16 protein-coding genes are annotated in these 18,057 nt (G+C 55.9%); 6 read left to right on the forward strand and 10 right to left on the reverse strand.

Annotated elements, in window-relative coordinates; all coding sequences use genetic code 11:
• Positions 1-80: 80 nt before the first annotated feature.
• Together glpK and DAI21_RS04900 are read right to left on the reverse strand one after the other, a co-directional pair.
• The gene (glpK, locus tag DAI21_RS04895) at positions 81-1,589 is read right to left on the reverse strand and encodes a glycerol kinase GlpK (RefSeq protein ID WP_100778372.1); all 1,509 of its coding nucleotides are present in this window, start codon (positions 1,587-1,589) and stop codon (positions 81-83) included.
• Positions 1,590-1,610: 21 nt separating this feature from the next.
• A complete protein-coding gene (locus tag DAI21_RS04900; RefSeq protein ID WP_107702616.1) occupies positions 1,611-2,456 on the reverse strand; it encodes an MIP/aquaporin family protein in 846 nt (281 codons plus the stop codon).
• Positions 2,457-2,849: 393 nt separating this feature from the next.
• Between DAI21_RS04900 and zapB the strand changes: the two genes are divergently transcribed.
• Complete coding sequence (gene zapB / locus DAI21_RS04905; RefSeq protein WP_100778374.1) at positions 2,850-3,095, forward strand: septal ring assembly protein ZapB; 246 nt, start codon at positions 2,850-2,852, stop codon at positions 3,093-3,095.
• A 111-nt stretch (positions 3,096-3,206) separates the two neighbouring features.
• Here the strand turns inward: zapB and rraA are convergent, their stop codons facing one another.
• The 7 genes from rraA to priA all read right to left on the reverse strand — a co-directional run bounded on the left by rraA (position 3,207) and on the right by priA (position 11,200).
• Complete coding sequence (rraA, locus tag DAI21_RS04910; RefSeq protein WP_100778375.1) at positions 3,207-3,692, reverse strand: ribonuclease E activity regulator RraA; 486 nt, start codon at positions 3,690-3,692, stop codon at positions 3,207-3,209.
• A gap of 92 nt (positions 3,693-3,784) precedes the next feature.
• Positions 3,785-4,705 (reverse strand): 1,4-dihydroxy-2-naphthoate polyprenyltransferase, encoded by a 921-nt coding sequence (menA, locus tag DAI21_RS04915; protein ID WP_107702617.1) that lies wholly within the window; start codon positions 4,703-4,705, stop codon positions 3,785-3,787.
• A gap of 67 nt (positions 4,706-4,772) precedes the next feature.
• Positions 4,773-6,104 carry an HslU--HslV peptidase ATPase subunit gene (hslU, locus tag DAI21_RS04920; RefSeq protein WP_100778377.1) on the reverse strand — a complete coding sequence of 444 codons (1,332 nt, stop codon included), beginning with the start codon at positions 6,102-6,104 and terminating at the stop codon, positions 4,773-4,775.
• A gap of 9 nt (positions 6,105-6,113) precedes the next feature.
• Positions 6,114-6,644 carry an ATP-dependent protease subunit HslV gene (hslV, locus tag DAI21_RS04925; protein WP_100778378.1) on the reverse strand — a complete coding sequence of 177 codons (531 nt, stop codon included), beginning with the start codon at positions 6,642-6,644 and terminating at the stop codon, positions 6,114-6,116.
• A 91-nt stretch (positions 6,645-6,735) separates the two neighbouring features.
• On the reverse strand, positions 6,736-7,755 hold the full coding sequence (ftsN, locus tag DAI21_RS04930) for a cell division protein FtsN (RefSeq protein WP_107702618.1): 1,020 nt from the start codon (positions 7,753-7,755) through the stop codon (positions 6,736-6,738).
• 93 nt (positions 7,756-7,848) lie between these two features.
• Complete coding sequence (gene cytR, locus DAI21_RS04935) at positions 7,849-8,874, reverse strand: DNA-binding transcriptional regulator CytR (RefSeq protein ID WP_100778380.1); 1,026 nt, start codon at positions 8,872-8,874, stop codon at positions 7,849-7,851.
• 130 nt (positions 8,875-9,004) lie between these two features.
• On the reverse strand, positions 9,005-11,200 hold the full coding sequence (gene priA, locus DAI21_RS04940; RefSeq protein WP_100778381.1) for a primosomal protein N': 2,196 nt from the start codon (positions 11,198-11,200) through the stop codon (positions 9,005-9,007).
• Between the two features lie 273 nt (positions 11,201-11,473).
• On the opposite strand from priA, the gene rpmE reads away from it, so the two are divergent.
• On the forward strand, positions 11,474-11,686 hold the full coding sequence (gene rpmE / locus DAI21_RS04945; protein ID WP_015960996.1) for a 50S ribosomal protein L31: 213 nt from the start codon (positions 11,474-11,476) through the stop codon (positions 11,684-11,686).
• A gap of 317 nt (positions 11,687-12,003) precedes the next feature.
• Positions 12,004-12,684 (forward strand): oligogalacturonate-specific porin KdgM family protein, encoded by a 681-nt coding sequence (locus tag DAI21_RS04950; RefSeq protein ID WP_107702619.1) that lies wholly within the window; start codon positions 12,004-12,006, stop codon positions 12,682-12,684.
• Between the two features lie 42 nt (positions 12,685-12,726).
• On the opposite strand, the gene metJ is transcribed toward DAI21_RS04950, so the two are convergent.
• Positions 12,727-13,044 (reverse strand): met regulon transcriptional regulator MetJ, encoded by a 318-nt coding sequence (metJ, locus tag DAI21_RS04955; protein WP_015960995.1) that lies wholly within the window; start codon positions 13,042-13,044, stop codon positions 12,727-12,729.
• 274 nt (positions 13,045-13,318) lie between these two features.
• On the opposite strand from metJ, the gene metB reads away from it, so the two are divergent.
• The 3 genes from metB (at position 13,319) to metF (ending at position 18,042) form a co-directional block, all read left to right on the forward strand.
• Entirely contained in the window at positions 13,319-14,539 is a 1,221-nt protein-coding gene (metB, locus tag DAI21_RS04965; RefSeq protein WP_107702620.1) for a cystathionine gamma-synthase, read from the forward strand.
• Positions 14,481-16,913: a bifunctional aspartate kinase/homoserine dehydrogenase II gene (locus tag DAI21_RS04970; RefSeq protein WP_107702621.1), complete on the forward strand. Its 2,433-nt coding sequence runs from the start codon at positions 14,481-14,483 to the stop codon at positions 16,911-16,913. The genes metB and DAI21_RS04970 overlap by 59 nt, the downstream gene beginning before the upstream one ends.
• A gap of 238 nt (positions 16,914-17,151) precedes the next feature.
• Entirely contained in the window at positions 17,152-18,042 is an 891-nt protein-coding gene (gene metF / locus DAI21_RS04975) for a methylenetetrahydrofolate reductase (RefSeq protein ID WP_102105674.1), read from the forward strand.
• Positions 18,043-18,057: the final 15 nt, after the last annotated feature.

Raw genomic sequence — 18,057 nt, forward strand, 5'->3', positions numbered from 1 at the left:
AAAAGGAATTGCACGAAGTTTATCACAGAGTGGGGGAGGGTGCGGTTTGATGCCCTCTCCGGGGAGAGGGCAGATAAGGCTTATTCGTCGTGATCTTCCCACGCCAGAGCGCGTTTTACCGCTTTTTTCCAGCCACTGTAGCGAACGTTACGCTCGGTGGTTTCGATGCCTGGGCGGAATTCACGTTCGATCACCGCTTTCTCTTGCAGTTCGTCCAGGTTCTGCCAGAAGCCAACCGCCAGACCGGCCAGATACGCCGCGCCCAGCGCCGTCACTTCGCGGACTTCCGGGCGCTCAACGCGGGTGCCCAGAATGTCGGACTGGAACTGCATCAGGAAGTTATTCGCAACAGCACCGCCATCCACGCGCAGGGCGTGCAGACGGATGCCGGAGTCAGCCTGCATCGCTTCCAGAACGTCGCGCGTCTGGTAGGCGATGGATTCCAGCGTGGCGCGAATGATGTGGTTCGAGTTCACTCCACGCGTCAGGCCGAAGATGGCACCACGAGCATACGGGTCCCAATATGGCGCGCCGAGACCAGTGAACGCGGGCACCACGTACACGCCGTTGGTGTCTTTCACTTTGGTCGCGAAATATTCGGAATCGAACGCGTCGCTGATCAGCTTCATCTCGTCGCGCAGCCACTGAATGGACGCACCCGCCATGAATACCGCGCCTTCCAGCGCATAGTTCACTTCCCCTTTCGGACCGCAGGCGATGGTGGTCAGCAGGCCGTTGTCGGATTTCACCGCTTTCTCGCCGGTGTTCATCAGCATAAAGCAGCCGGTACCGTAGGTGTTTTTCGCCATCCCTTCTTTCACGCACAGCTGGCCAAACAGGGCCGCCTGCTGGTCGCCGGCGATACCGGAGATGGGAATACGCGTGCCGCCTTTACCGCCAATGTTGGTCTGGCCGTAAACTTCGGAGGACTTGCGCACGTCCGGCAGCATGGCGCGTGGGATATCCAGCGCGTCCAGCATCTTGTCATCCCACTCGAGAGTGTTGATGTTGAACATCATGGTACGCGAGGCGTTAGTGTAGTCGGTGACGTGCACGCGTCCCTGGGTCATTTTCCAGATAAGCCAGGTGTCCACGGTGCCGAAGAGCAGTTCGCCGCGTTTTGCGCGCTCGCGGGAGCCTTCCACGTGGTCCAGAATCCACTTCACTTTGGTGCCGGAGAAGTACGGGTCCACCACCAGGCCGGTGGCGTTGCGGATGTACTCTTCCATGCCGTCGCGCTTGAGCTTCTCGCAGATCTCCGCTGTGCGGCGGCACTGCCAGACGATGGCGTTGTAGATCGGTTTGCCGGTTTCGCGTTCCCAGACAATTGCCGTTTCACGCTGATTGGTGATACCAATTGCGGCAATTTCGTCGGAGCTGATGTCGGCTTTCGCCAGCACTTCAACCAGGGTGGAGCTTTGGGTGGCCCAGATTTCCATCGGGTCGTGCTCAACCCAGCCTGGCTTCGGATAAATTTGTTCGAATTCGCGCTGCGACACGCTGACGATATTCGCGTCATGATCCATTACGACAGCGCGGGAGCTGGTAGTGCCCTGGTCGAGCGCAACGATATATTTTTTGTCGGTCATAGTATGTGTCCCGTAGTCAGATTACAGCGAAGCATTTTGTTGTGTGGCAGAGGTCGTTTCCTTCTCTTCTTCCACACAGGTGTCGCACGGTAAGTGGCGACCAATTAATTTACGATAGCCGAATGCACCCAGCGCAGCCCCTACAATCGGGCCAAACAGCGGCACCAGGAAGTAAGGAATATCTTTCCCACCGGTGAAGGCAACGTCGCCCCAGCCAGCGAAGAAAGCGAAGGTTTTCGGTCCAAGGTCACGCGCCGGGTTCATCGCAAAGCCGGTCAGCGGCCCCATGGATGCGCCGATTACCGCAATCAGCAGGCCGATCAGCAGCGGTGCCAGCGGGCCACGCGGAATGCCGTTGCCGTCATCGCCCAGCGCCATAATGACGCCCATCAGAATAGCGGTAATCACCATTTCAACCGCGAACGCCTGCACAAAATTGATATGTGGGTTCGGATACGTGGAGAAGATACCCGCCAGATCAAGACTTTCGACGCTGCCGCGCACCATATGATGCGTCTGTTCGAAGTCGATGAAAAGATTGTAATAAAGCCCGTAAACTAACGCCGCTGCGCAAAAGGCGCCGGCAAATTGCGAAATGATGAAAGGGATAACTTTGCGTTTGTCGAAGCACGCGAACAGCCACAGCGCGATGGTCACCGCCGGGTTAAGATGTGCGCCGGAAACCCCTGCGGTCAGGTAGATGGCCATCGCCACACCCAGACCCCAGATAATGCTGATTTCCCACTGGCCAAACGTGGCACCCGCCACTTTCAGTGCAGCGACACAGCCTACCCCGAAGAAAATCAACAACCCGGTACCAAGGAACTCGGCGATGCACTGGCCTTTTAAGGTTGATGTCTGACTCATAATCGGAATCCTGAAGAAAGATGAATGTTATTGTTAGCGCAGCGACTGAGCGGCCACGATGTCCTGTAGACATGGTGTTAATTTATCGTTAACGAGCAAAAACGAGAAATATCGAAATCAAAATGTGTGTGCTGCGTCAATAAAATGAGCGTTATCGCGCCATAAAGCGCATTTTTGCATCATTTTGCAAATGAGAGCTGAATCATTTCATTAACTAAAGTATTAACAATTTAGGGGGATATGCAGCGAACGCACCAGGACCAGGCCGAAAAGTGTTGCAAACCGCAATCTGCGCGGTGTGCCGCTGGACAGGGACGGCGGCGCTCCATACAATCGACAACTATATGTCGTGCGCGTTTTCGTTAAAGCGTCGCCTTGCAATTCAGGAGAGGTATGACCATGTCATTAGAAGTGTTTGAGAAACTGGAATCGAAAGTACAGCAGGCGATTGACACCATCACGCTGCTGCAGATGGAAATTGAAGAACTGAAAGAGAAAAACAATTCGCTGTCGCAGGAAGTGCAGGCTGCACAACATGGCCGCGAAGAGCTCGAGCGCGAAAACAGCCAGCTGCGTGAGCAGCAGAATGGCTGGCAGGATCGTCTGCAGGCGCTGTTAGGGCGTATGGAAGAAGTTTAATTCCCCGTCCTCTTTCGCGCCGTAGCAGCCTTGCTATCGCGCGAAATCGTCAGGGGAAGGGTGACGCAGAAAAGTAGGCCGGGTAAGCGTAAACGCCACCCGGCTTTTTTATTACTCGATATCCAGCGGATCTTCGGAAAGGATAATCCCGGTATTGTCGGCGTAGAGATGGTCGCCAGAGAAGAAGGTTACGCCGCCGAAGTTGACGCGCACGTCGCTTTCGCCGATGCCGTCACCCGCCGCGCCGACCGGAATCGCCGCGATGGCCTGGATGCCTAAATCCAGCTCTTCGAGATCGTCCACCTGACGCACCGCGCCATACACCACCAGTCCTTCCCACTCGTTTTGCACGGCAAGACGGGCAAGGTCGGCATCGATTAACGCACGACGCATAGAACCCCCGCCATCGACCAGCAGAATGCGACCACGGCCGTTCTGTTCGAGAAGTTCATACAGCAACCCATTATCCTCGAAACACTTTACCGTGATGATCTGTCCGCCAAACGATGACCGTCCTCCAAAGTTGGAGAACAGCGGTTCCACGACGTTGACATCTTCCTGGTAGATGTCACAAAGCTCGGAAGTATCGTATTTCATAGGTTTAATGTCTGGTTGCTGCGAATGTGTTCAGTATATCGCGCGAAACGCATTGTTGGCAAAATCATCAATTGTTAATTGATATTTGTCAGTTAACCGATCGTCTGGCTTAACACAATTCCGATGACAAACAACAGGTTAGTCAGCAGCGCGCCTTTTACCGTGCGTTCGAGCATCGGCGGCATCGCGGCAGGACTCATCTCGCGCATCACGAAACGGGCCTGTTTAATCAGCAGCGGTGCGGCCAGGACGAACAGCCAGCCCCAGATGCTGTGCAGTGAAATCAGGTTAAACAACGCCAGGCAGACCAGTGCACCCATCAGCAGAGCGGCGTGATAGCGACGCGCGTTGACCGGGCCTAAGCGCACTGCGAGGGTGTTTTTGCCGTTCAGACGGTCGCTGTCGATATCGCGCAGATTATTGATGTTCAACACCGCCGTCGCCAGTAAACCGCAGGCGGTGGCCGGCAGGAAAATGGCCGGAATCAGCGTGTGTGCCTGCAGATACCAGCTCCCCATGACGCTCAGCCAGCCGAAGAACACCAGCACGGAGATATCACCCAGGCCAATGTAACCGTAGGGGCGCGTACCCACGGTGTAAGTGATTGCCGCCACGATAGCCAGCCCGCCCAGCACCATAAAGCCGATGAAATCCGCGGTGGTTTTACAGGCCACTGACACCAGCGACAGACCCGACAGACAGATCAGCACCACGGTGATAACCAGCGCGCGCTTCATCTGCGCCTGAGTAATCACCCCTTTTTGCATTCCGCGCAGCGGCCCGATACGGTCGGGTTTGTCGCTCCCTTTCACCGCATCGCCATAGTCATTGGCGAGATTTGAGAGGATTTGCAGCAAACCGGCCGTGATAAGCGCCAGCCCGGCGACCAGCGGATCGAAATACCCCTGCCACCATGCCAGTGCGGAGCCAACGACGATGGCAGCGAATGCCAAAGGTAAGGTCTTAGGACGCAGGCTTTCCAGCCACGCCTGAGTACGGCTGATATCAGTCATAGTATTTAGCCAATAAAAATGGGGGCAGTAGCCCCCATCAATGATGATGAAATTACATTAAGCGCGATTATAGGATAAAACGGCTCAGATCTTCATCTGCCACTAACGCATCCAGATGTTTACTCACATAATCTGCATCAATGGTAATACTCTGACCGTTCAGATCGCTGGCTTCATAAGAGATATCTTCCACCAGACGCTCCAGCACCGTATGCAGACGACGCGCACCGATGTTCTCGGTGGTTTCGTTCACCTGCCACGCGGCCTGTGCGATGCGTTTGATACCGTCTTCGGTGAACTCAATGTTCACGCCTTCGGTCGCCATCAGCGCTTTGTACTGCACGGTAATGGAGGCATTTGGCTCGGTCAGGATGCGCTCGAAATCTTCGGTGGTCAGCGCCTGCAGCTCAACGCGAATTGGCAGACGGCCCTGCAGTTCCGGGATTAAATCGGAAGGCTTAGCCACCTGGAATGCGCCAGATGCGATAAACAGGATATGGTCGGTTTTAACCATGCCGTGCTTGGTCGACACTGTGCAGCCCTCAACCAGCGGCAGCAGGTCGCGCTGAACGCCTTCGCGGGACACGTCCGGGCCGTTGGATTCGCCGCGCTTACAGATTTTGTCGATTTCATCGATGAACACGATACCGTGCTGTTCAACCGCGTCGATAGCGTCTTGTTTCAGCTCTTCCGGGTTCACCAGTTTTGCTGCTTCTTCTTCGATCAGCAGCTTCATCGCGTCTTTGATTTTCAGCTTACGCGGTTTTTGCTTCTGGCCGCCCAGGTTCTGGAACATGGACTGCAGCTGGCTGGTCATCTCTTCCATGCCCGGAGGGGACATGATTTCAACACCCATAGGTGCCGCGGCGAGATCGATTTCAATCTCTTTGTCGTCCAGCTCTCCTTCACGCAGTTTTTTGCGGAAGGACTGGCGCGCCGCAGAAGGCTCAGCCGGTTGCTCGGACTGTCCCCAGTTATTTTTCGCCGGTGGGATCAGCACGTCGAGAATACGCTCTTCCGCCATCTCTTCAGCGCGGTAGCGGTTTTTCTCGATCGACTGAATGCGCACCATTTTAATCGCAGAGTCGGTCAGATCGCGGATGATGGAATCCACTTCTTTCCCCACGTAGCCCACTTCGGTGAACTTAGTGGCTTCGACTTTGATGAACGGCGCGTTGGCGAGTTTCGCCAGACGACGGGCGATTTCGGTTTTACCGACACCGGTCGGGCCGATCATCAGAATGTTTTTTGGCGTCACTTCATGGCGCAGCTCTTCGTCAAGCTGCATGCGGCGCCAGCGGTTACGCAGGGCAATGGCAACGGAGCGTTTCGCGTTATCCTGGCCAATGATGTGCTTGTTCAGCTCGCTGACAATTTCGCGTGGGGTCATTTCAGACATGGGAGATCCTTACGCTTTAGAGTTCAATTCTTCGATGGTATGGAAGTGGTTGGTGTAGATGCAGATATCACCTGCAATACCCAACGCCTTCTCGGCAATTTCGCGGGCGCTCAGTTCGGTATTTTCCAGCAGAGCGCGCGCTGCGGCCTGGGCGTAAGGACCGCCCGAGCCGATAGCAATCAGATCGTTTTCTGGCTGAACGACGTCGCCATTACCGGTAATGATCAGCGACGCGTTTTCATCGGCAACGGCCAGCAGCGCTTCAAGTTTGCGCAGCATGCGGTCGGTACGCCAGTCTTTCGCCAGCTCAACGGCGGCTTTGACCAGATGGCCCTGATGCATTTCCAGTTTACGTTCAAACAGTTCAAACAGCGTAAAGGCGTCAGCGGTGCCGCCAGCGAAACCGGCGATCACTTTGTCGTTATACAGACGGCGAACTTTCTTCACGTTGCCCTTCATGACGGTATTACCCAGCGTGGCCTGGCCGTCGCCGGCAATTACCACATGGCCGTTACGGCGTACACTTACAATTGTTGTCACGAGCAGACCCCCTGGTTACAAATTGGGAACAGATACCCCGAGCCTGTGCTCGGGCTGAATAGAATGATAGATGGGGGGGATTTTGGGGGTTTCAACCCCCGGAAGCGAGTCGAATGCAGTTTGTGTGGCCGGCGATCTTCAGACGGCTGATGGTCCCATCGGCATTATCTTTGCCTTTGACCGGGCCAATGACCACGCGATTCCAGCCGTTATTGGTGGTAATGCGTGAATCAAATCCTTCGAACGCGAGCTGGGCGCGCACGGTTTCGGCCTGCTCTGCGCCTTTAAACGAACCGCACTGAACCATCCAGCGGCGCTCATCTTTTTTCTCTACCGTCTGCTTCGGCGCCTCGGTTGCCTGTGCCACCGGTGCGCTCTGCTGTGGCTGTGCTTTAGGCTGCTGCGCGGCGGTATGCGCAGGCGTTTGCAGCAGATCCTGATACGGCTGAGTCGACGTCGCCGGCTTTTGCGTTTGCGTTTTCGGCGGCTGTTGAACTGGCTGGGTCTGCACCGTACGCGTCTGTTGCTGCGGCTGCTGATACGGTTGTTCCGTCACGCGCGGCTGCGTACGAGGCTGCTGCACTGGCTGCGTTTGCGTCCACTGCTGCTGTTGTTGCTGTTGCACTTGCTGCTGAACCTGGCGCTGACGTTGCAGGGTTTGCTGGCGCTGCTGCGGCGTCTGTTCATTCCACGGCACTTCGTTCAGTTGAGTCGGCTGCTGGCGCATGTCGGCCTGCATCTGGGCCAGCAGCTGGCGTTGTTCGTTGGTCAGCTGATCGGCGTTTTTCACTTCGCCACCGGCGGAAGGCTCAGTGGGCGCACGCACACCCGGCTGACGGCTCTCCAGCTCTTTGATATAGCGCCAGCGCTCTTCCGGTTTTGGCGGCAAACCATTGCCTACGACCTTGTTGCCCTGAAGGGCTTCAGCATCTTCTTTCTTGTGGTGAGTAATAAAGTACAGACCACCGATGAAGGCCACCAGAACGGCGGCAGCAATCGCGACCATTGCTGGCGAGACAGAGGGCAGGCTACGCTGCTTGCTCCGTGAGGTGCTCTTTTTGCGTCGCGAAGGTGCCGGCTGGCCGCGACGTACATAATCTCGTTGTGCCACTATCGTTTCGCTGTATTTATTCGTTCGTCAGCCCGCCATGTTACTTAAGCGGCGGGCCTTTGACCAGATAAGGGAGTCTGAAAGACATTTACTTTAAGTAAGCGCCTGTGTGGAGCCTCGAATGATCAGCTCGCAATCGAGTAAACGCGAGCCGCTGCTGACCGTTTGACCGTGCAGTTGATCGAGAAGCAAGAGCATCGCTTCGCGGCCAATATCGTAGCGCGGCTGTGCGACCGTCGAGAGCGGTGGATCGCAAAATTCGGAGAGCGAAATGTTATCGAAGCCAATGATCGACAAGTCTTTTGGCACTCGCAGACCGCGACGTTTGGCGTAGGACAATGCGCCCAGCGCCATCACATCGCTGTGACAGAACACGGCGGTTGGCGGCTCTGGTTGCGCGAGTAATTTTTCCAGCGCGAGGCCACCGGCTTCGAGGGTAAAATCGCCACGGGCGATGTAATGTGGATCGACCGTCACACCCGCGCGACGCAGCGCCTGAACGTAACCCTGCAGGCGATAGTGGCACAGCGGCATCTCTTCCGGCCCGGCGATACAGCCAATGCGCTTGTGACCCAGCTCCTGAAGATAATTCACGGCGTTAAAGGCGGCGGTGAGGTTATCGATGTGGACGGTCGGCAGCTCCAGTTCTGGCGCGAACTCGTTCGCCATTACCATCGGCGGCAGATTGCGCTGCTCTTCGATACTGGCATCAAACGGCAGGCGCGAGCCGAGCAGCAGCATGCCGTCGATCTGCTTGGTGATAATCAGGTCAATAAAGGTTTTTTCTTGCTGATTCTGGTGGGCACAATCGCCGATCAGCACCAGATAGCCCTGTTCCGCAGCCGTCACTTCAATGCCACGGATTATTTCGCTGAAGAAGGGATCGCAAATATCCGGCACGATAACCAGAATTGTACGCGATTCGTTACGCTTTACATTACGTCCCATGGCTTGCGGCAAATAGCCCACTTCCAGCGCCGCCTGCTCGACGCGATTACGCGTCGCCTGAGAGACTTTATCCGGGTTCATTAATGCGCGGGACACCGTTGCCGTGGATACTTTGGCTCTCTGGGCAACGTCTTTCATGGTCGCCGAAGCAACCTCTTTCCTGGACTTCAACGTCTTCTCCTCGCAGGACCACCGAACTTCTGACGCATCCATTTTTACAGATAGTTTGTGGAAGCGGTTACAGAATTTTCATAAAAAGTGTGAGGTGCGTTAAATTTTTCGATCACTCTCGCAGCAATCGTTAACCTTCAATCGGATCGACGTCGAGAACCCACTTCACTTTGCGCGCCTCGGGCAGGGTATTGATCAGCGCCAGCGTGCCGCTGATGACGTGTTGCAGACGTACACGCGACGGGTGCTGGAGCAGAATCTGCCAGCGATAGCGGCCACCGCGTTTAGGGGCCAGCGCCGGGACCGGGCCTAATATCCACAGCTGATTGTCCACCAGCGGGCTGGCCTGCAGCAGATTGCGAAGCTGCTGCAGGAAAAGCGGGGCCTGCTGATTGTTATGATCCTCTGCGCGGATAATCACATGGCTGGTCCACGGCGGCAGCTGCAGGGTCTGACGCTCGGCCAGCGCCTGCTCGGCAAACGCGTCGTAGCCTTTATGTAGCAAGGTTTGCAGCAGCGGATGTTCAGGATGATGGGTTTGCAGCACCACTTCGCCCTGCTTTCCGGCACGTCCGGCGCGGCCTGCAACCTGGGTATAGAGCTGGGCAAAGCGCTCGGCGGAACGGAAATCGGCGGAGAACAGTGCGCCATCGACGTCCAGTAACGCCACCAGCGTCACGTCAGGGAAGTGGTGGCCTTTGGCCAGCATCTGCGTACCAATCAGAATACGCGCGCCGCCGCGATGCACTTCGGCCAGCTGTTGTTCCAGCGCCCCTTTACGGCTGGTGGTATCGCGATCGATACGCGACAGCGGTACGCCGGGGAAGAACGGCGCGAGCGCCTGTTCAAGCTGCTCGGTACCCAGACCCACAGGCACCATATGCGTGGAGCCGCACGACGGGCACTGGCGCGGCACCGGGCGCTGGCTGTCACAATGGTGGCAGCGCAGATGATGCTGCGCCTGGTGCAGGGTGTAGTAGTGATCGCAGCGCGGGCACTCGGCAATCCAGCCGCAGTCGTGGCACAGCAGCGTCGGCGCGAACCCGCGGCGGTTCAGGAACAGAATCACCTGGTTGTCGGCCTGTAAATGCTGACGCATACGGCTGATGAGCGCGGGAGCCAGCCCCGCCTGCACCGGCTGACCTTTCAGATCCAGCACGTGCTGCGTCGCCGGGCGCGCATTTCCCGCGCGGCGCGTCAGACGCAGCATGTGATATTTGCGCTGACGCACGTTGTGCAGTGTTTCCAGCGCAGGCGTTGCTGAGCCAAGAATAATCGGAATCTGTTCGCTGTGCGCCCGATACACCGCCAGGTCGCGAGCGTGATAACGCCAGCCTTCCTGCTGCTTATAGGAGCTGTCGTGCTCTTCGTCGATCACGATGACGCCAAGATTTTTAAAGGGTGTAAAGAGGGATGAACGGGTGCCAATCACAATTGCGGCCTCACCGTTTTTGGCTTTCAGCCAGGCGCTGAGGCGCTCGGTGTCGTTTAAACCGGAGTGCAGCACCTCCACCGGGGCGTTAAAGCGTTCGCGAAAACGGGCGATAGTTTGTGGCGTGAGGCCGATTTCCGGCACCATCACCAGCGCCTGTTTGCCCTGAGCGAGCACGTTTTCGAGAATGCTCAGATAGACTTCAGTCTTACCGGACCCGGTGACGCCCGCGAGTAACCAGGCAGAGAAACGGTCGGAGGCGCTGTGAATGGCCCCTACGGCGGTGGCCTGCTCGGTGTTAAGACGCAGGCGGTCGCCCGCCACGGAGAACCCGTTGCGCCAGTCCACCAGCGCCGGGGATTCGCTGGCCAGCTCGCACAGACCTTTCTTGCGTAACCCTTGCAGCGCCGCGTCGTTAAAATCCAGGTCAGTCACCTGATGACGCCAAATCCTTCCCTGACGCAGCGCGGCAAGCGCCTGCTGCTGTTTAGGAGAGCGCTTAAGGCTGTTGATATCCACGGCCTGGCCCTGCTCGGTGGCAAACCAGTACCACATCGGCGCGTGGCTGGCGCTTTTGCCCTGACGCAGCAGAATCGGCAGGGCGTGGAACAGCACGTCGCCAATCGGGTGATGATAATAATCTGCGGCCCACAGCAGCAGTCGCCAGACACTGGACGAGTAAACTGGCTCGTCGTCCAGGACTTCGACCACGGCTTTCAGTTCGTTGAGGGGCAGCTCGCTTTTATCGCTTACTGATACTACGATCCCGACGCGCTGCTGCTTACCAAAGGGCACGCTCACGCGGCAGCCCGCTTTGACGCTCATGCTGTCAGGCAGCAGATAATCAAAGGTGCGGGGAAGCGGAACGGGCAGGGCAACGTGAGCGACGGGCATCGAATCTTCCTGACTTGAAAAGTGGCGCATTAGTATACACATTAGTTGCTGTAGGCGTGCGGATCAGTTTGCATACGCTGGTTGAATTCTGTATGATTCGCCGCCTTTGGTGTAGGTTTATCCGCATCAAAATAGCTATTACCCGAAGAATTCGCGCTGCTGGATTGCAGCTAACGCAGAAGCGGCGAGGAAGGCTACGGGCAATTATTAACATCGCGTGGTGTCTGGCGTTAGGGCTGGAAGAGCGACGCGGCCTTAACTGAGGTTCTCCCCATGAAAAAAGATATTCACCCGAAATACGATTTTATTACTGCAAACTGCTCTTGCGGTAACGCGATCAAAATCCGCTCTACAGTGGGTCACGATCTGAACCTGGACGTTTGTGGTCAATGCCACCCGTTCTACACTGGTAAGCAGCGTGATGTTGCAACCGGTGGCCGTGTTGACCGCTTCAACAAGCGTTTCAGCATCCCGGGCGCTAAATAAGCTACCCGAAAAAAAAGCGCCGAAAGGCGCTTTTTTTGTGCCTGTAATATTCTCCCTGAATAAATCCGAATTTAATATTTATCTTAAAAATAAATAACCAGGTACTGTCGTATTTAATATATTCGTCTGGTGTATTCTTTAACGGTTAGTGAACTGCATCTTCGTATTCTTTAATTCTTTGCCATTGTTTTTCTTTGTGTGTCAAAAAATAAAAGGTTTCCCTCATTACGTAAAATTACACTTCGCTCAACATGAATTCTTATTTGCCATTTCATCTGCAATGGCTTTCAGGGCGCGTTTACTTCGAGGGAACTGTTATGAAAATGAAGCAACTGTTATTTGTGCTGCCATTATTATCTTGTGCGGCGCAAGCGGGATACGTTGATTACCGACACGAGTATTATGACGACGGGCGTAACTACGACCGTGTGTACATGTCACATCGCTTTGGCACTGGATTTGGCGTGGCTGTGGAGGCGGTATCTCGCTCCGATGAGAAGCAGCCTAACGACGCGCTTAATAATATGGAAAGTAACAGCAACGAATATACTGCCAGCTATCAGTTCACCTGGCAAAATTTTATCTGGCAACCGGGCGTCGCTGTAGAAATGGGTGACGACATGACCATTTATAAGCCTTATCTGCGCGTGCAATATAATATTAATGACAGCTGGTGGACGGCTTTCCGCTATCGTACAGAATACACCCGCCGTAACGCGGACGGTAAAGACGACCGTATGGTTTATCGCCCGGAAATGTGGCTGGGTTATAATATTGATAGCTGGATGTTCGAACTGAACGGAATTTATAAGTTCGCCGACAACGAAGATCTGTATAACAATAAAAAAGAAGATTACGAATATAACTTCCGCGTGGCTTATAACATCGACTCATGGATCCCGTTTATCGAAGTGGGTAACGTCTCTTCCGGCTATAACACCGCCACCAGCGACGATCGCCAGACGCGTCTGCGTGTCGGCCTGGGCTACAACTTCTAAGAAACCATCCCGCTGAGTCACCTCAGCGGGATCACACCGCAGTTAGTATTCCCACGTATCCGGGTCGATACCCAGTTCACGCATGATCACTTTCGCCGCTTCCGGGATTTCATCGCTACGCTCTTTGCGCAGGTCTTCATCGTTCGGCAACGGCTGACCAGTAAACGCATGCAGAAATGCTTCGCACAGCAGTTCGCTGTTGGTCGCGTGACGCAGGTTGTTCACCTGACGACGCGTGCGTTCATCGGTGAGGATCTTCAACACCTTCAGAGGAATGGAAACCGTAATTTTCTTTACTTGTTCACTCTTCTTACCGTGCTCAGCGTATGGGCTGATATATTCGCCGCTCCATTCAGCCATGAGACCTTTAATCCTCTTTGTCATTAATAAAGGCTAAAACCTTACCTTTGATAAGGCTTTTAACCGTAATCTCGCGTAGTTTACCGTAAGGACGATACCGTGACACGGATATTGCGTCGGCGGCGTGTCCTAAAGCATGTAATTTTAACGGCTATTCTCGCATTGCTCAATCTATACGCAAAGAAGTTTAGATGTCCAGATGTATTGACGTCTATAGTTTCAGTGTTTACTCTGGTGCCTGACTTTTCACCTCTTTCGCCAGGAAGCCTTCACCATGACGCGTAAACAGGCCACTATCGCAGTGCGTAGCGGATTAAATGATGACGAGCAGTACGGCTGCGTTGTCCCGCCGATTCATCTTTCCAGTACTTACAATTTCACCGGATTTAATGAACCCCGTGCGCATGACTACTCGCGTCGTGGCAACCCTACGCGTGACGTGACCCAGCGCGCGCTGGCGGAGCTGGAAGGCGGTGCAGGCGCGGTACTGACCAATACCGGTATGTCAGCCATTCACCTGGTGACAACCGTGTTCCTGAAACCTGGCGATCTGCTGGTGGCTCCGCATGACTGTTACGGCGGCAGCTACCGTCTGTTCGACAGCCTGGAAAAACGCGGCTGTTACCGTGTTTTATTCGTCGATCAGAATGACGAAAAAGCGCTACAACAGGCGCTGGCCCAAAAGCCAAAGCTGGTTCTGGTGGAAAGTCCAAGCAATCCATTACTGCGCGTTGTCGATATTGCGAAAATTTGTCAGCTCGCAAGGGATGCGGGAGCGATAAGTGTAGTGGATAATACGTTCCTCAGTCCGGCGCTTCAGAACCCACTTTCGCTGGGTGCGGATCTGGTATTGCATTCATGCACCAAATATTTGAACGGCCACTCGGACGTGGTCGCCGGGGTGGTGATTGCAAAAGATCCGGAGGTTGTCACTGAACTGGCATGGTGGGCCAATAACATTGGCGTCACCGGTAGCGCGTTCGACAGCTATCTGCTGCTGCGCGGTCTGCGTACACTGTCGCCGCGCATGGAAGTGGCACAGCGTAATGCCCAGGCGATTGTCGAGTTCCTGAAAAAGCAGCCGCTGGTGAAAAAGTTATATCACCCGTCGCTGCCGGAAAATCAGGGCCACGAGATTGCCGCGCGCCAGCAGAAAGGTTTTGGCGCGATGTTAAGTTTTGAACTGGATGGCGATGAGCAAACGCTGCGTCGTTTCCTGAGCGGGCTGTCACTGTTTACGCTGGCGGAATCCTTAGGGGGAGTCGAAAGCTTGATCTCCCACGCCGCGACAATGACGCACGCTGGCATGGCGCCAGAGGCGCGTGCCGCCGCCGGAATCTCCGAGACGCTGTTACGCATCTCAACCGGTATTGAAGACTGTGAAGATTTAATTGCCGATCTGGAAAATGCCTTCCGGGTCGCAGCCAAGGGTAATCATGAGTGTGATAGCGCAGGCAGGGGCGAAGGGTCGCCAGCTGCACAAGTTTGGTGGTAGTAGTCTTGCTGATGTGAAATGTTACCTGCGTGTCGCAGGGATCATGGCGGAGTATTCGATGCCGGGCGACATGATGGTTGTCTCGGCGGCAGGCAGCACTACCAACCAGTTGATTAGCTGGCTGAAATTAAGCCAGACCGATCGCCTTTCTGCGCATCAGGTTCAACAAACGTTACGCCGCTATCAGAGCGATCTGATCGTCGGCCTGCTGCCTGCGGACGCGGCAGACAGCCTCATCAGCGCATTTGTTCACGATCTGGAGCGTCTGGCCGGATTACTGGACAGCGGCGTGACCGAAGCGGTTTACGCTGAAGTGGTCGGCCACGGTGAAGTCTGGTCTGCGCGCCTGATGGCGGCAGTCCTGGAGCAGCAAGGGCTGGAGGCCGCGTGGCTGGACGCGCGCGATTTCCTGCGCGCTGAGCGTGCGGCGCAACCGCAGGTCGACGAGGGCCTCTCTTATCCTCTGCTGCAACAGCTGCTGGTGCAGCATCCGGGCAAACGCATCGTCGTGACGGGCTTTATCAGCCGCAGCAACGCGGGCGAAACCGTGCTTCTGGGCCGTAACGGCTCGGACTACTCGGCAACGCAAATCGGTGCGCTGGCGGGGGCGTCTCGCGTCACTATCTGGAGCGATGTGGCCGGGGTGTATAGCGCCGATCCGCGCAAAGTAAAAGATGCCTGTCTGCTGCCGCTGCTGCGTCTGGACGAAGCCAGTGAGCTGGCGCGTCTGGCAGCACCGGTCCTGCACGCACGTACCTTACAGCCTGTTTCGGGCAGCGATATCGACCTGCAGCTGCGCTGTAGTTACACCCCAGATAAAGGTTCGACCCGCATCGAACGCGTACTGGCCTCGGGCACAGGCGCGCGCATCGTGACCAGTCACGATGATATTTGCCTGATCGAATTCCAGGTGCCTGCCGGACAAGATTTCAAACTGGCACACAAAGATATCGACCTGATCCTCAAGCGCGCCCAGGTGCGCCCTCTGGCCGTTGGCGTGCACAATGACCGCCAGCTGCTGCAGTTCTGCTACACCGCCGAAGTGGCTGACAGCGCGCTGAAAATTCTTGATGAAGCCGGATTACCGGGCGAACTTCGCCTGCGTCAGGGGCTGGCGCTGGTCGCGATGGTCGGCGCGGGTGTCACCCGTAACCCGCTCCATTGCCACCGTTTCTGGCAACAGCTGAAAGGCCAGCCGGTGGAGTTCACCTGGCAGTCGGAAGAGGGCATCAGCCTGGTCGCCGTGCTGCGTAAAGGCCCAACCGAGAGCCTGATTCAGGGGCTGCACACCACCCTGTTCCGCGCGGAAAAACGTATCGGCCTGGTGCTGTTCGGGAAGGGAAACATCGGTTCCCGCTGGCTGGAGCTGTTTGCCCGCGAGCAAACGACGCTCTCTGCACGCACCGGTTTTGAATTTGTATTAGCAGGCGTGGTGGACAGCCGCCGCAGCCTGCTGAACTACGACGGGCTGGACGCCAGCCGCGCGCTCGCATTTTTCAACGATGAAGCGGTCGAGCAGGACGAAGAGTCCCTGTTCCTGTGGATGCGCGCGCACCCGTACGACGATCTGGTCGTGCTGGACGTCACTGCCAGCGAGCAGCTGGCCGATCAGTACCTCGATTTTGCCAGCCACGGTTTCCACGTTATCAGCGCGAACAAACTGGCCGGCGCAAGCAGCACCGATAAATACCGCCAAATCCACGACGCGTTTGAAAAAACCGGCCGTCACTGGCTATATAACGCCACCGTGGGTGCCGGTCTGCCGGTGAACCACACCGTGCGCGACCTGATCGACAGCGGTGACAGCATTCTGGCAATCAGCGGTATCTTCTCCGGTACCCTCTCCTGGCTGTTCCTGCAGTTTGACGGCACCGTTCCGTTTACGGACCTGGTGGACCAGGCGTGGCAGCAGGGGCTGACGGAGCCGGACCCGCGCGTGGATCTCGCCGGAAAAGACGTGATGCGCAAGCTGGTCATTCTGGCGCGCGAAGCGGGTTACGACATTGAGCCAGGCCAGGTGCGCGTGGAGTCGCTGGTTCCGGCCGGTTGCGAAGAGGGGTCAGTCGATCACTTCTTCGAGAACGGTGAGGAGCTGAACGAACAGATGGTGTCACGCCTGGAAGCGGCACGCGAAATGGGGCTGGTTCTGCGCTATGTGGCCCGTTTTGACGCTAACGGTAAAGCCCGCGTGGGTGTTGAGGCCGTTCGCCCTGAGCATCCTCTGGCGGCGTTGCTGCCGTGCGATAACGTCTTCGCCATTGAAAGCCGTTGGTACCGTGATAACCCGCTGGTGATTCGTGGGCCAGGTGCGGGGCGCGACGTCACCGCCGGGGCGATTCAGTCAGACATTAATCGCCTGGCGCAGCTGCTGTAGTCTTTTTGATTCCCTCTCCCGACGGGAGAGGGCAAGGGTGAGGGCGCCAGACCGCGCTCACCCTGCACTTCTCCCCGCCATCATGAACGTTCTTCATCTTTCCTGAACATTCCTCACCGTTAATGCCGATGATTTCTGTTGACGTCATCCCGCTTTTCCGTCATTTTTACATCCAGACGTCTAAATGGATAGATGTTTATAAACAGCAATAATTATCACGCGATTGATGAGGTAAGGTATGAGCTTTTTTCACGCCAACCAGCGGGAAGCCCTGAATCAGAGCCTGGCTGAAGTGCAGGGCCAGATTAACGTCTCTTTTGAATTCTTTCCGCCGCGCACCAGTGAAATGGAGCAAACCCTGTGGAGCTCTATCGATCGCCTGAGCAGCCTGAAACCGAAGTTCGTCTCTGTGACTTACGGTGCTAACTCCGGTGAGCGCGACCGTACGCACAGCATTATTAAAGGCATTAAGGATCGCACCGGTCTGGAAGCGGCACCGCATCTGACCTGTATCGACGCGACCCGCGACGAACTGCGCACTATCGCCCAGGACTACTGGGACAACGGTATTCGCCATATCGTCGCCCTGCGCGGCGACCTGCCACCGGGTAGCGGTAAACCGGACATGTACGCAACCGACCTGGTGGCGTTACTGAAAGAGGTCGGCGATTTTGATATCTCTGTGGCGGCGTATCCGGAAGTGCATCCGGAAGCGAAAAGCGCGCAGGCCGATCTGCTCAACCTGAAACGCAAAGTGGATGCCGGTGCAAACCGTGCGATCACACAGTTCTTCTTCGACGTGGAAAGTTATCTGCGTTTCCGCGACCGCTGCATCACGGCGGGCATTGATGTTGAGATCATTCCAGGTATTCTGCCGGTGTCCAACTTCAAGCAGGCGAAGAAATTCGCCGACATGACCAACGTGCGCATCCCGCTGTGGATGTCAAAAATGTACGAAGGGCTGGACGATGATGCCGAAACGCGCAAGCTGGTCGGTGCCAATATCGCGATGGACATGGTGAAGATTTTAAGCCGTGAAGGGGTCAAAGACTTCCATTTCTACACCCTGAATCGCGCCGAAATGAGTTACGCCATCTGCCACACCCTCGGCGTTCGCCCTGGCCTGTAATCGACAAACCCTCTT

It is taken from the genome of Lelliottia sp. WB101, from assembly GCF_003051885.1.
Taxonomy (GTDB): domain Bacteria; phylum Pseudomonadota; class Gammaproteobacteria; order Enterobacterales; family Enterobacteriaceae; genus Enterobacter; species Enterobacter nimipressuralis.